6 protein-coding genes are annotated in these 13,839 nt (G+C 75.5%); 1 reads left to right on the top strand and 5 read right to left on the bottom strand.

Annotation, left to right across the window (positions count from 1 at the left end; genetic code table 11):
- Positions 1 to 43 precede the first annotated feature (43 nt).
- A complete protein-coding gene (locus ACGFNV_RS16910; protein ID WP_393623187.1) occupies positions 44 to 1,063 on the top strand; it encodes an RNA polymerase sigma factor RpoD/SigA in 1,020 nt (339 codons plus the stop codon).
- A gap of 4 nt (positions 1,064 to 1,067) precedes the next feature.
- On the opposite strand, the gene ACGFNV_RS16905 is transcribed toward ACGFNV_RS16910, so the two are convergent.
- The 5 genes from ACGFNV_RS16905 to ACGFNV_RS16885 are packed head-to-tail and all read right to left on the bottom strand — an operon-like array spanning position 1,068 to position 13,755.
- Positions 1,068 to 2,936, bottom strand: a complete 1,869-nt coding sequence (locus ACGFNV_RS16905; RefSeq protein WP_393623185.1) for a hypothetical protein — start codon at positions 2,934 to 2,936, stop codon at positions 1,068 to 1,070.
- Positions 2,933 to 6,649, bottom strand: coding sequence for a DUF5682 family protein (locus ACGFNV_RS16900; RefSeq protein ID WP_393623183.1), 3,717 nt, complete (start codon positions 6,647 to 6,649; stop codon positions 2,933 to 2,935). Before ACGFNV_RS16900 ends, ACGFNV_RS16905 begins: the two co-directional genes overlap by 4 nt.
- Positions 6,650 to 6,653: 4 nt before the next feature.
- The gene (locus ACGFNV_RS16895; RefSeq protein ID WP_393623182.1) at positions 6,654 to 7,823 is read right to left on the bottom strand and encodes an AAA family ATPase; all 1,170 of its coding nucleotides are present in this window, start codon (positions 7,821 to 7,823) and stop codon (positions 6,654 to 6,656) included.
- Positions 7,820 to 12,904, bottom strand: coding sequence for a hypothetical protein (locus ACGFNV_RS16890; RefSeq protein WP_393623180.1), 5,085 nt, complete (start codon positions 12,902 to 12,904; stop codon positions 7,820 to 7,822). Before ACGFNV_RS16890 ends, ACGFNV_RS16895 begins: the two co-directional genes overlap by 4 nt.
- Positions 12,901 to 13,755 carry a DUF4132 domain-containing protein gene (locus ACGFNV_RS16885; protein ID WP_393623178.1) on the bottom strand — a complete coding sequence of 285 codons (855 nt, stop codon included), beginning with the start codon at positions 13,753 to 13,755 and terminating at the stop codon, positions 12,901 to 12,903. The genes ACGFNV_RS16890 and ACGFNV_RS16885 overlap by 4 nt, the downstream gene beginning before the upstream one ends.
- Between the last annotated feature and the right edge of the window lie 84 nt (positions 13,756 to 13,839).

Below are 13,839 nucleotides of genomic sequence, written 5' to 3'. Positions count from 1 at the left end.
CCCGTGCCTTTTGAACACGAGGAGGGGACGGAGGAACGCAAGCATGTCTCCCCTGGCACAGGCAGTCCCGGCGGCCCCCTGGGAGGACCGACGCGCTCCCGCCCGCACCGCGCGGCTGCGCAGCCGGATACCCGAGCCCGACGAGGAACCGGACCTACTGGGCCAGTACCTGGCTCAGATCGCGGCGACCCCGCTGCTCACCGCGGAGGAGGAGGTGCGGCTCGCCCAGCGCATCGAGGCGGGCGTGCACGCCATGGCGGAACTGGAACAGGCCGACGCGGGCGAACGGAACGTACCGCCGGAGCGGCGCCCGGAGCTGGAGCGGCTCACCCATGACGGGCTGGCGGCCAAGGACCACATGGTCCGCGCCAACCTGAGGCTCGTGGTGTCGATGGCCAAGCGGCACGCCCACCGGGGTCTCCCGCTGCTCGACGTCATCCAGGAGGGAAACCTGGGGCTGATCCGGGCGGTGGAGAAGTTCGACCACACCAAGGGCTTCAAGTTCTCCACGTACGCCACCTGGTGGATCCGCCAGGCCATCGAGCGGGGCCTCGCGGCGCACGCCCGCACGGTGCGCCTGCCGATGCACGTCGTGGAACAGCTGCAGAAGCTGGCCAAGATCGAACGGCGACTGCAGCTCGGCCTGGGACGTGCGCCCTCCGCCGAGGAGGTGGCCGCGGAGAGCGGCTTCAGCGAGGAGAAGGTGGCCTGGCTGCGGCACGTCGGACGGGACGCCGTCAGCCTGGACACGCCGGTGGACGACACCGGCGAGACCGTCGTCGGCGACCTCATCGCCGACACGGAGGTGCTGCAGGCCCCGGAGGTCGCCGAGTACCAGGCCCTCGCCGAGGAACTGCACGAGGCCGTCGGCACCCTGGCGGCGCGCGAGGCCATGATCCTCAGCCTGCGATACGGGCTCCATGACGGTCGGCCCCGCACCCTCCAGGAGGTGGCCCGGCAGGTCGGCCTGACCCGCGAGCGGGTCCGCCAGCTGGAGAAGGAGTCCCTCGCCCGGCTGCGGGCGCCCGACACCCGCGAACGCCTGCTGGTCTGGGCGAGCTGACGTCTCACCCCGGAAGCAGCGACCGCTGCTCCGGCTCGGCCCGCCACGCCGAGGCGCACAGCGCCCGGTCGACCTCATCGGTGTAGAGCGCGGCGGCGAGCCAGGCGCGCGCGAACCGGTCGGTGTCCGCGGGCAGGAGACGGCCGAAGGCGTCCCGGGCACGGTCCGCGGCGGCGCCGTGCAGCTCGTCGAGGAGATCGCCCGCCGTCGCGAGGCCGTACTCGCCGAGGCGCAGGCTGTCGTACGCGCCGTCCCCGGGAAAGGCCAGCACCCGACGGCCCCCCGAGACGGCCTGCTGGACCCGCCGACGCAGGAGGTGCAGCGGGGCTTCGTCGGGCGTGGGCGGCGCGCCGGCGGACGGCGTCCCCGAGGAGGCGGGCAGGTCCGCGTGCCGGAGACGGTCGAGGCCGACGTCGATACGGCTCTCGGGATCCGTGGGGTGGTCGCAGGCGAGGAGCAGGGCGCGAGGGAGCGGCGCCGGAGTGAGGCGGGCGACGACACGGAGCCGTCTGCCCGCGGCGGCCGCGAGCAGACGGAGATTGTCACGGTGGGGCAGCGCGGGATCGTCGTGGGCGGCGGCCAGACGCAGCGGCAGACCGCCACAGTCGGCGAGCAGGCAGTCGCCCGCGGCCTCGCGCACCGTGCCGAGCAGCGTCACGTCGAGGAAGAGCAGGCCGTGGCCGCCGTCGGACAGCGCGCGGGAGACCTGCTCGGCGACGGGCACGGCCCAGAGACGGTCGAGCGGCTCGCCCCGCCAGGCGGCGCCGGACGCCCGTACCGCCCGTACACCCGCCCCCGCTCCCAGTCGGCCCGTCGGCGAGACGGTGGCACCGGAGACGGCGAGCCCGGCACGCGACAACGCGCGGTGCGTCAGGGACGTGTCGCCGATGCGGACGGCCCGGTCGGCCGCGCCCACGGCCCGGGCCGCACCGCCCGGGGCCACGTCGGAGACCGTGTACAGACGGCCGTCGGCGTCGGCGGTCCAGGTGACGGCGCCCGCGTATCCGGTCGCCGTGAGGACGGGCTCGGAGAAGAGCCCGTACAGGCGCAGGGACCCGTCGGGGGTGTACGGCTGCCGTGCTGTGCCGCGCAGGGCGGCGAGCTCCGGGCCGGTGGCGTACGGGAGACGGTGGGCGGTGCCCAGCAGGTCGCGCAGCGCGGCCACCAGGTCGGCCAGGCGGTACGCCGGGTCGGCGGAGCGGGCCGCCCGCAACCCGGTCACCACGGACACCGCCGACGCGGCTGTCCTGGGCAGCCCCGCGAGCCGCGCGGTGTGCGCCGCGCGGAGCAGTTCCGCCTGGAGGACGGCCCCGGCACCGTCCGTACCGGCCTCGAACACGGCGGCCCCGGCGTCACGGACGGCTCGGGCGGCGGTGTGCTGAGCGGGGGTGGGGGCGTCGGGGACGGCCGGGCGTGCCTGGGCCGGTGCGTCGGTGGGCCTGGCAACGGCGGATGTGGCGTCGGGGGACGTGGTGTCGGGGGACGTGGTGTCGGAGTGCCCGGCCGGACCGGAGTCGCCCACCACCGGCCGGTCGGTTTCGGCTGCGGGATCGGCCCCGGAGTCGGGGCCGGTGATCAGCGCCGCGTCGGCGATCGGGGCGGCCGAGGCCGCGGCGGCGCGGTGCAGGCAGTCGGGGGCGAGGAGACAGCCGCAGCGGATGGCGTCCGCGCTGGTCACGGCGCCGCCGGGGGCGTGCAGTACGAGGTCGGTGTCGTCGTCGACGGCGAGGCGCACGGTGTCGCCGTCCACGACCACCGGCCGGTCCGCCAGCTTGGCCACACCCGCGTCCAGCCGCTTGCGGAGCCGGGGCGACAGCGCCCCGACGAGTTCGGCGGTCACGGACGGCGCGACCGGAGGAAGTTGTGGGCTCATGCGATTTTCTCCCCTGCCCAGCGGGCGAGTTCGAGCGGGCTCAGGGCGGCTACGGGCATCCCCGCGGCGACGAGCTGTCCCGCGACGCCGGTGGAGTACCGCGGCCGGCCCGTGTCGTCGAGGCTCGCGCAGCCCAGGACGTGACAGCCGGACCCCACCAGGGCACGGACCTCCGCGAGAAGGCCGCCGAGCGGACAGCCCTCCTCGAAGTCGCTGACGACCACGACGAGGGTGCGCGACGGCACGGTGACGAGTTCGCGGGCGTGCCGCAGGCCCGCGGCGATGTGGGTGCCGCCGCCCACACTGACCTCGAGCAGCAGGGACAGCGGGTCGTCGACGTGGCCGGTGAGATCGATGACCTCGGTGGAGAACGCCAGGAAGTGCGTGGACAGCGTGGGCACTCCGGCCAGCACCGAGGCCGTGAGGGCGGCCCACACCGTGGACGCCTCCATGGACCCGGACACGTCGGTCACCAGGATCAGCCGCCAGTCGGCTGCCCGCCGGGCGCGGGCACGGAAGACCGGGTGCTCGGGGACGACCTGGACCGTACCGTCGGGCCCTCGGCGGGCGGTCGCCAGGTTGGCGCGCAGGGTGCGGGGCAGATCGAGCCCGCCGCCCGGCCGCCGGCTGGGCCGGGGCAGGGCCGTGCCGTGCAGCGCGGGGCGCAGCCGGGTGGCCAGCTCCCGGGTCAGCGCGTCCACCAGGCGTCTCACCAGCGGACGCAGCGCGGCGAGCCGTGCCTCGGGCAGACCGCCCGCGTGCCGCAGCACCGTGCGCAGCAGGTCGACGGAGGGGCGCACGCTGTCCGGGGACAGTTCCCCGAGCACGTCCGTCCGACCCGACGCGGCGGCCGCCGCCAGCACCTCTTCCCGCACACCCGGCCCGAACAGCGCCGCCAACTCCTCCGACCACTCCCGCACCCCGGGATACGGCGCCTCCCGGCCACCCCCGCCCCCAGCACCCGGCCCACCCCTGCTGCCCTCACCACGGCCACTGCCGTACAACTCGTCCAGCGCGGCGGCCAACGGGGCCGCGGACCGCGGCAACCTGTCGGCCCGGCGACCGAGGAGAAGGCGCCAGCGGTCGGCGGGGGCGAGGTGGTGCGTGCCTGTGCCTGTGCCGGAACCGGAGCTGGTGCCGGAGTCGGGCGAGCCGAGGCCCGTGTCGGTGGAGCCCTCGCCCGCGTCCGAGCCGAAACCGGGCTCGGTGGCGCCGCCCCCGGTACCCGAGCCGGAGTCGAAGTCAGCGGTGTCGGTGGCGTCGTCGTGTCGGGTGCCGCTCGGCGCCGGGCCGGCGCCCCCGTCGGCCCGTGCCGCCGGCATCAGCCCCAGCCGCTCGAGAGTCGCCCTGGCAGCGAGGTCCGCCCGGGTCCAGGTGGCGAGGCCGACGGGGTCGACGCCGCCCGTGTCGGACAGGGGCCGGGTGGGGGAGAGGCGTTCCTCCACCGTGCCGAGGAGCCGGTCCCGGGCCGCGGGACTCAGCGTGTCGAAACCGCCCCGCAGGGCGGGGAGCCGTTCGAGGAAGGCTTGGTCGGGCAGTTCCGACATCCGGTCGAGGAGCGGCTCCAGGGCCGGGGCCGCCGCCTCCAGGAGCGGCCCCGCGGCGGTGAGCAGACCGGTGAGCCGCGCGGTGAGGGCGGACCGGGACTCGGCGTCCCAGGCCCCGTCGACCCAGGACGCGACGCGACCGCCGAGCGTCTCGGCGTCCTCGTGCCCGAGCAGCACCCGTACGGCTCCGGCGGCACCCCGCATCAGGGGCGAGCCGTCGGCGGACAGCCGGGCGAGGGCGTCGGTGAGCCGCAGGCCGCCCTGGAGGTCGGCACGGTGGGCGAGTTCGAGCAGGGCGTGGGCGTCGGCCGGGTCCTCGGAGCCGGTCAGACCGTCCAGTTGGCGCACCGCGGCGGCGGTGAGCAGGTCGGCCACGTCGGCGGCCCTGTCGGCGCGTTCCTCGTCCACGCCGAGCCCGGCGATGTGACCGGCCCGCAACCGGTCCGACAACGCAAGACCCGCGAGGAGTTCGGACAGTGTGCCGGACGGCGGCAGCACCTCGGCGACATCGGCGAGCCGTTCGTCGGCGAGTCCGGGCAGGCCGCACTCCGCCGCCTCCTGAAGCCCCCGCAGGGCCTGCGCCGCCGTGGGCCCGCCCTCGTCCCCCTCCACGCGCCGCCGCTCACGCAGTACGCCCTCCGCGGCCTGGGCGGGCGTGACTCCCCGTGTGCCGGCCGCCGTCAGCATGGCCGCGGTGGCCGGCGTCCACCTCACCTCCCAGCGCGACGTGAGGGACTCCGCACCGCCCGCGCCGGCGACCTCCTTGGCCTCCGCGTACGGCACCCCGCACACGGTCAGCCTGCGCAGCAGCAGTTCGCGCCGCCGGTCGAGATCGGAACGCAGCGGATCCAGCCGCAGATCCCGGCTCGCGCCGGAACCGCGGTCCCCCGGCCCCGGCAGCCCCAGCTCCGCCACCTCCGCCTCGACCGCCGGGGCCAGACCACTGCGGGGTGCGCCCGGCGCGGGCCGCCCGCCGCGCGTACCGACGAGCACCCGCTCCATGGCCCGCGCGACGGCCCGCCCCCTCCCGTACGGCTCGCCCTGAGCCAGCACCGTCTGCACGGCCTCGACCAGCTCGCCCCGCCCCGCCGCAGGCAGCCCCCGCAGCCGCGCCAGGTCTCCGGCGAGCCGGGTGATCTCGCGGGCGTCGGCGGGCCCGGACGGATGGCCGAGAGCCCGCAGTTCCGCGCACACCCGCACGGCCGCCCGGGTCAGCGCCTCCTCCAGCGCGGCCGGATCGCCCGCCGCCTCCAGCACCATGTGCTGCCACTCCGGATCCCGGATGCCCGCCGGGTAGCCGGACCGCTCGTCGAGGAGGGCATAGGTGTACGGGATCAGCGAGGTCGTCCACACGGGCCGAGCGACGCCTCCCGTGACCTCGGAGGGATCACCTTCTGTGGGCTCGTTCCCCGCATCGCCCGTCAGTGCCGGCGCATGGAAGGCCCCCACCACCATGGCGGCCCGCTCCCCGTTCGTGGTGGCGGCGGCCAGCCGGGCCCGCATCCAGCGTTCCCGCCGCAGATCCAGCTCGGGCACGCCCCCGGACGCGACCGCGTCCTCCCGCAGCGCCCACCCTGTGAGCAGCGCCGCCCGCCGCAGCGCCTCGACCGGAGAGCCCGGGGCGGTCGCCTCGACCAGCCGGTCCCACAGGTCGTCCCCCGGCCGCCCCGTGAGCCGAGCGCGCAGGGCGACGGACAGGCGGGGAACCTCGCCCACGCGACCCGGCGCCCGCCGTTCCTCCCCCCACGCCCGGTCGGCCAGCGGCAGGTCGCAGGCGATCACCGGCACCCCACGCCGAGCCGCCCACCGTACGGCGGCGAGTTCGGGCGAGAAATCGGCGAACGGATAGAACGCCGGACCACCTCCGAGGCCCCCGCCTCCCTCACCGTGACTCCGGCCACCCCCGTCACCGCGCCCTCCGCCACCAGGCGCGGCGGCGAGCGCGACCGGCGCCCGTGTCTCCTCGTGGGCCAGCCACGGCACCCACTCCTGCATCTCCGCGGGGAGCTCGACGAGCAGCACGTCCGGCTTCGCCTCGTCCAGCAGCGCGGGCACGGCCGCGGCCAGGGAGGGCGCGTGGTGCCGTACGCCGATCAAGTAAGGGCCCGTCGCCGGATCGGTGAGCAGGGCGACGGCTTCCTCGGGGGAGAGGGAGGAGGGGGCCATGTCCTCAGCCCTCCAGGACCGTGCGCAGGTCCCACAGGGTGCGCCAGGTGGCGGAACCCTGTTCCGCGCGGCGCCGGACGGGGCCGTCCCAGTAGCCGCGCAGCCGGGCCGCGTCGGCGGGGTCGTCCTTGCGGACCACGCCGAGGAGGTGCCCGGGGAGCAGCCCGAGGACGTCACGGTCGCCGGGGAAGTACGCGGCCGCGAGTCCCAGCGCGCCCGCGACGGCGACGGCCTCCGCGGTGCTCATCACCGTGGAGGGCCGCTCGACCTCCCAGCCCTCGGTCGACCTGCCCTCCCGCAGGTCGCGGAAGGCGGTGACGAGGGCCTCCAGCACGGCGTCGTCGACCCGGAAGGCCGCACCGGACCGTTCGACGGCGGCCCGCGCCTGGCTGCGTACCAGCGCGGTCTCGGCGTCGAGGTCCGGGATGGGGCCGACGGTCTCGAAGTTGAAGCGGCGCTTGAGCGCGGCGGACATCTCGGAGACGCCCTTGTCGCGGAGGTTGGCGGTCGCGATGAGGTTGAAGCCGGGCGCGGCGTGCGCCAAGGCGTCGTCCGTGCCCGCCAGCTCCGGGACGGCGATCCGCCGCTCCGACAGGAGCGAGACCAGCGAGTCCTGCACCTCGGGCAGACAGCGGGTCACCTCCTCGACCCGGGCGATGGCGCCCCGGGCCATGGCGGTGAGCACCGGAGAGGGCACGAGCGCCTGTCGGCTGGGCCCCTGCGCCAGCAACAGGGCGTAGTTCCAGCCGTACTTGAGCTGGTCCTCGGTCGTACCGGCCGTGCCCTGCACGACCAGACCGCTGGTGCCGCACACCGCCGCGGACAGCAGCTCGGAGAGCATCGACTTGGCGGTGCCGGGCTCACCGACGAGCAGCAGACCGCGCTCACCGGCGAGGGTGACGACACATCGCTCGACCAGCGCCCGGTCGCCGACGAACTTGCCTTCCACCACGAGTCGGCGCGGCACGCCGTCGGGCACCGCCGCGTCGTCGGGCAGCCGGAGGGCCTGGCCGTCGCTGCCCATCACGAACGTGACGACGGCACGTGGCGTCAGCCGCCAGGCGGGCGGCCGCGGCCCGTCGTCGTACGCGGCGAGAAAGGCGAGCTCGACGGCGTGCCGGTCCTCGGGTGGGACGATCTGCCGCACGGGGTCAGGAGCAAGGACGGTGGTCATCGGCGGCCCTTCCGGGTGGCGCGGGTGGTGAGTTCCTCGTAGGCGGGTGCGTCGCCGGAGCGGACGCGGTCCCAGGCGCGGGCGAAGAGCTCGGCGACCGGGAGGAGGGGGACGGGTCGGGAGAAGCCGGTGACCGGGTAGAGGCCTTCCTTCCAGGTCTCCACCGGCAGCGCGGGAGCCTTGAGGTCGAGCCAGCCGCACGGCAGGAAGAGGGCGCGTCCGGCGCGGGGCCGCTTGGCCTCGACGACCAGGTCGGTCGCGGCCAGCTCGGCGCGGGCCTTCTTCATGCGGGCGGGCTTCCAGCCGGTCCAGCGGGCGCAGTTGCGGTCCGTCGGGTCGGGAAGGGCGAGCAGTTGCAGGTAGAGCACCGCCGCGTCCTCGCTCAGCCCGTGGGCCGCGGCGACCTCGCCGACGAGCGCGGGCGCGCCGACCGTGGGGTCCTGGGCGTGGCCGACCGGCCCCTCGGGTTCGGTCCCGGCGGCGAGGGCTCGGGCGAGGTCGTCGCCGAGGATCCTCCGCAGCGCCCACAGCCCGCTCCCGCGCAGCGTCCCGACGAGCCCTTCCAGCAGCCCGAACACGGCGTCGTCCGGACCGGTGAGGGCGGCCGGGCGGATCAGCACGGTCTCGTGGTCGGCGGTCCAGGGGCGCAGCACCAGCGCCTCACCTGCGGGCGTCAGGCCGTGCGCGTCCGCACCGCCCGTGGCGGGCAGCCCGTACGCCTTGCGGATCTCGGCGGCGGTCGGCCCGCCCTTCTCCGTCCACGCCACGTCCAGGTCGAGCAGCAGTCCCGGGTCGGCGACACGGCGGCGCAGCGCGGCGAGGCCGTCCGGCAGGGCGGCGCGCAGGGGGTGCCCGAAGGGCAGGGCGTAGGCGAGCGCGGCCAGGGCGCCCACGGCGGTGGCCAGGTCGTACCGTCCGGGGAGGGCCTGGGCGTCCTCGGGGACGAGGTTCCCGTCCTGGTCGGGCTGTTGGACCGTGGTGCGGCTGATCCACGGGGTGAGTTCGGGGTTGAGCACGGCCTCGGCCGACGCGACCTGCACACCGGCGAGGTCGGCGGCGACGTCCTCGGGCAGCCGTACGAACGAGCCGAGGCGCTCTGCCCAGACCCGGCCCGCGGCTTGTGTGTCCGGTCCGCCCGTCCACAGGTCGGCGGGGTCCTCGGGCAGCAGCGCCTCGATGAGCGCGGCCCGGTCCGCCGTACGCAGCGAACCCAGCAGGTTGTCGCCGAACTCCAGCTGACGCGGCTTCAGCCCGATCTCGGCGAGCGCCTCGGCACGGGCGTCCTGCGGCCGGGCGGCGAGCAGCACGGTCGCCTGGACGGGGCCCAGCCCGCCGTCGGTCGCGGCGGCGAGCGCCTCCGGTGCCTCGGGCCGCCAGGGGGCCGCCCCCTTGTCCCGGACCAGACGGGTGACGGCGGCGAGCCGCTCGGCGGGGAACGTCGACGCGTGCCTGGTCTCCTGCTCCAGGGTGAAGTGGGCGACCGCGCCGAATTCCCCGGTCGGATCGTGGTCGAGGGCGAGCCAGACGATCCGGTCCCGGGTGGTGTCGATGCGCTGGCAGCCGAGCACGACCACGGTACGGCCGTCCCGGCGCAGCACCTGACCGGCCCGCTCCTGCTTGCTGTGCGGCTCGCCCAGCATGACCGTACGCAGTCCCGCCCCGGGCGCGGCGAGCGGACCTTCGCCGACCGCCTCCAGCAGCAGGAGCAGCGCCTCCCGCGAGGCGTCGGTCAGCGTCGGCGAGGCGGCGCGGTAGGCCAGCGGCGGCAGTGCCTCCAGGACGGACGGCCACACCATGCCGATCCTCGGAATGGTGTGTTCTTCGCTCCGCCATCCGTCGCCGAGGGCGGACAGCCGGGCGCGGTCGGGCAGCGGCCTGCCGTCGGCGGGCTTCCCCGACAGCACGTGGTTCACGGCGCGGATCTGGCGCAGCACGCTCCACTGGTGGTCACCGCCCCACCAGCCGCCCAGGTTGACGAGGCCGTCGACGACCGCGCGCAGCGTGCGGTCGTCACCGTGCAGAGGGCGGTAGTCGGCGAACATGCCCTCCGTCCGCCGGCCGTCGACCTGCGTCCGTTCCACGGGAGGCGCCGCGAAGGCCGCGGCCGTCTCGGCGACGCGCAGGGCCGTGCGGACGAGCGTGCTCACGCCTATGAGCAGCCGGTCGTCGGTGAGCCCCGGCAGGGACCGGGCCACGGCGAGCCGGACGACCTCGTCCGCGGTCGGCACGACGGGCTTGCCGGCGGCGGTCGCCGCGGCCGCGGGCCCACCGGCGGCGGTCAGCTTCGCCTGCCGCTCGGCGAGGGCGGCCGCCGCGGCGCGCAACACGTCGGCGGCCTGTTCGTCGGTCAGCGCGCGCAGCAGTGCCGACGCCCGCTCGTCGCGGGGGCGCAGCGCGTGCCAGAAGGCGACCGGCGGAACGAGCCGAGTGCCCGCCGCGTACTCCCCGCCCTGCTCGTTCTGGGTCACCCGGCCGAGCTCTCCGGTGCCGGAGGTGTCGTCGGCCGCGAACAGGGAGACCTGGCGGTGCGTCCGGGCGGCGACGGGCTCGGCGCCGCCGGGCAGCCGCAGCGCCCCGAGCGGAACACCGCGCGTGTGGCCCGGGACGATCGGCAGGGACACGGTCCGGCCGTCCGGCGTCCCGGTCGTCGTCCGTGCCTGCGCTCCCGTCCCCTCCGTGCGCACCCAGCGCCCGAGGACGGTTCCGTCGGTGCCGAACGGGCTGCCCTCCAGGCCCGGTTGCAGAGGAAGCACCTCGCAGTCGTCCTGCGCGAGGGTCGCGTCCTCCCGGATGCCCGACCTCAGGAAGGCGGGCAGGGAGGCACGCCCGTGCGTGCCCGTGTCCGGGTCGTACTCGAGCCACAGCGACTGCCGGCCCTGCCTGCCCAGGCGCCACAGCGAGGTGCCGTCACCGATGACGGGCCGACTGGGCGGCAGAACGGTGTCGCCGGCGTGCAACGTGCGGCCACCGGTGGCGCGGCCACCGCCGGGCAGCGGGATCGAGGGGGTGCCCGCGTCGCGCCCGTGCCACCAGTGGGCCAGGTGTTCGCCGCCGAGGACGAACACCTGGGACGGCCGGTTGGACCAGTAGCCGAACTGCTGGTTGTCGTGCCGCCACACCACCAGCAGCTCACCGTCGGTGTAGCGGAAGTTCGGGCGCTGCCAGCGGTCCAACTGGACCGGGATGCGCAGGTCGTGGTCGAGCAGCACCTTGTCCGGGCCGACGACGACCACCTTGTGCCCGCGCGCCACGATCAGTGCGGGCCAGGCCTCGACCACGGTCAGCTCGTTGTCACGAGGGTCGCGTGTCGCGTCGTCGAGCAGGCGCAGCGCCTCCTCGAGGGCGGGCCAGCCCAGCTCGTCCATGATGCCCGCGCGCAGGGTGCGGCCGAGCAGCGGCGCGACCTCGTGCGCGCCGACCCGGGCGACAGCCTCCGAGTTGACCGTCGCGGCGACCGGGCGGAAAGGACGAAGCCGGTGCAGCGCGGCCCCGGCCGCGGGCAGGCCCACGGCGCCGGTGAGCTCCCCGGTCGCCTCGTCCAGCCACTCGCGCAGCACCCCACTCAGCACAGGGTGCGCCGCGACCGCCTCCAGCAGCTCGGTCGCCGCCTGGCCCCGGCCCAAGGTGCCGATCGCCCGGTGCAACAGGGGCCGGAACCGCGGATCCGCCGCGACCGCCGTCAGGTCCCGCCGCCCGGGCCGCGTGTCGCGCAGCCACCGGTCGAGGGCCAGGTGCACGTCGGTCTCGGCGTCGGGCACCGCCAAGGGGATGCCCTCCGCCACGCACAGGTCCAGCAGGTCGAGGTCGGCGCCCGCGTGCCAGCGACCCGTGAACAGGTCGACGGCGCGGCCGTCCGCGCGCAGCCGGGGCGCCATCCGCCCGACGAGCGCGAGCGTGGCCGGCGAACGGTCGGACACCGACGCGCCGTGCTTGCGGAAACCGGCCCAACGACTCAGCCAGTCGGCGGCGTCGACCCCGCTCGCCGCGAGGACACCACCGGCCGCGTCACCACTGTCCCCGCCGGCACCGCCGCCCCCGGTCACGGCACCGGACGCGTCCCCGACTCCCGCACTCCCGCCCGTCAACAACCGCTCCGCACCGCTCTCCGCCAGCAACGCCAGCCAGAGTTCGTCGTTGTCGACGCCATTGCCCAGCCCCGCCGGCATGATCTCCAGCAGCCGGGCCCGTACGGCCGGACGCTGCTCCGCGAGGACGGGCAGGGTGGCGCGGTAGGCGGTCCAGAAGGAGGCGGGCGCACGGACGGAGGCGGGTGAGGCGATCAGATCGGCGACGAGGGCGCACTCCTCGGTGACCCGGGCCAGACCGGCGGCCTTGATCAGCCCGCGCGCGTCCTGAGGAAGCGAGGCGTACGGCGGCATGCCCGCGGCGCAGCGCTCCACGGTCAGCTGCCGGAACTGGGCCCACGCCTCGGCGGGATCGAGTCGGTCGGCGAGGTCCTTGACGTGCTCCTTGAGCGCCTTGACGGTCAGCGCCCCGGCGAAGGCGAACTCCAGGAACACGGCCCGCTGCCGCTCCTCGTCGACGGCCAGGGCGTGCACGCGCTCGGCGTGACGGGCCTTGCCGAAGAACGCGGCGGCGTAGGTCGTGTTCTCGTGCTGGAGGAAGACCCGGGCGGCCTGTTCGTAGAAGGTCGGCAGGAAGTGCGGAACCGCGCGGCCGAGCCGTTCGCCGAGCTCCTCGAAGCCGTCCTTGGCGTGGCCCGGGCGGGACTTGGCCTGCCGCGCGAGCCGCTCGACGTCCTTGACCAGGGCCAGCGCGTGGTGGCCGTTCGCCGGGTCGTTGACCAGGGCCCAGGCGGGGAACCCGAGGGTCTCCCGGCGGACCTGGCCGACCTCGGGGGAGTCCGGTTCCCGGGTGAGGCCCAGGAAGTCCAGGGCGAGGTCCTCCGCCTCACCGAGCGTGCCCGGCACCAGGCGCACGACCCGCCGGTCGTCCAGGGCGGGGTGGGTGTAGGTGCGCACGGTGAGGGTGTCGGCGTCCTCGCGCGTCGTCGTTCCCGGGGGGAGGACGGCGCCCGCGTCGAGCAGCGCGGCCGCGGTGGTGTCGTCGTACGTCGTCATGCCGCCCGCTCCTCGTCCTCGATGTCGCGTCCGGCGTACAGCGCGGCCGCCATGCGCATGCCCTCCGACCAGGCCACCGGCCCGACCTGACCGAGCCTCAGCACTCGGCCCGCGGGGTCGGTCCACATCAGGGGACCGGTCTCGGTCTCCTCGTAGCTGTCGTAGTCACCGATCCAGACCCGGGCCTCGACGCCGACACCGTCCTCCCGCACGGAGCAGACGGCGTTCCCGCCGCGTACGCGGTAGCCGAGCTGGGTGGCCCTGCCGTGCAGGAAGCGCAGCTCCTTGAACGCGCCGCCCGCGTACTCCTCGACCGCGGTGCCCTCCGCGTCGAGACCGGCGGGGCGGTGCCAGACCTCGCGGAAGAGCTGCTGGGCGCGCTGCTGTACACCGAGTTCGACGGCGAACTCCCGCAGTTCCTCCAGGTCTTCGAGGAGCACGGGGTGGGGGAGGCGGACGAGTTCGGGGGTGATGCGCACGGTGTCTCCGTCGAGGTCGACGAGACCGAGTCCGCGCTCGAGGTCGGCGTCCCTGAGGAACCCCGCGACCTCGCCGTCGGTTCCGGTGACCACGAGGTCGCGCAGGGCGCCCTGCCAGGCCGGGTCCGGCCACACCCGGGCGAGCACGGCGAGGGGAACCGGGAGGGAGCGCACCATCCACCGCTCCACGTCGGTCATGCACTGCCGTTCGTGCCGGTCCAGCCACTCGGCGAGCTGACGGAGTCCCACCACGGCCGGGTCGTCCGCGAGTTTGGCCGGAACTGACTTCAATCGTCGCCCGGACGCGTTGCGGCACACCACCTTCCCGTTGTCGAGGGCGATCTCGTAGTCGCCCGCCGTCACCCACCCCATACGTGCCTCCCCGCACCGCAGTGATCAAGTGACGGGAACTCTAGGGCAGCCCACTGACAACGCCTGCGGCGCCTGTGTGCTGAC

The sequence above is a fragment of the Streptomyces sp. NPDC048751 genome, assembly GCF_043198595.1.
In the GTDB taxonomy this organism is placed as follows: Bacteria; Actinomycetota; Actinomycetes; order Streptomycetales; family Streptomycetaceae; genus Streptomyces.
This window is presented reverse-complemented; position numbering and strand designations above follow the sequence as displayed.

Coding starts and splice junctions, on each gene's coding strand:
- ACGFNV_RS16910 (WP_393623187.1), top strand. CDS start 44: ATGTCTCCCCTGGCACAGGCAGTCCCGGCGGCCCCCTGGGAGGACCGA.
- ACGFNV_RS16900 (WP_393623183.1), bottom strand. CDS start 6,649: ATGGCCCCCTCCTCCCTCTCCCCCGAGGAAGCCGTCGCCCTGCTCACC.
- ACGFNV_RS16885 (WP_393623178.1), bottom strand. CDS start 13,755: ATGGGGTGGGTGACGGCGGGCGACTACGAGATCGCCCTCGACAACGGG.
- ACGFNV_RS16905 (WP_393623185.1), bottom strand. CDS start 2,936: ATGAGCCCACAACTTCCTCCGGTCGCGCCGTCCGTGACCGCCGAACTC.
- ACGFNV_RS16890 (WP_393623180.1), bottom strand. CDS start 12,904: ATGACGACGTACGACGACACCACCGCGGCCGCGCTGCTCGACGCGGGC.
- ACGFNV_RS16895 (WP_393623182.1), bottom strand. CDS start 7,823: ATGACCACCGTCCTTGCTCCTGACCCCGTGCGGCAGATCGTCCCACCC.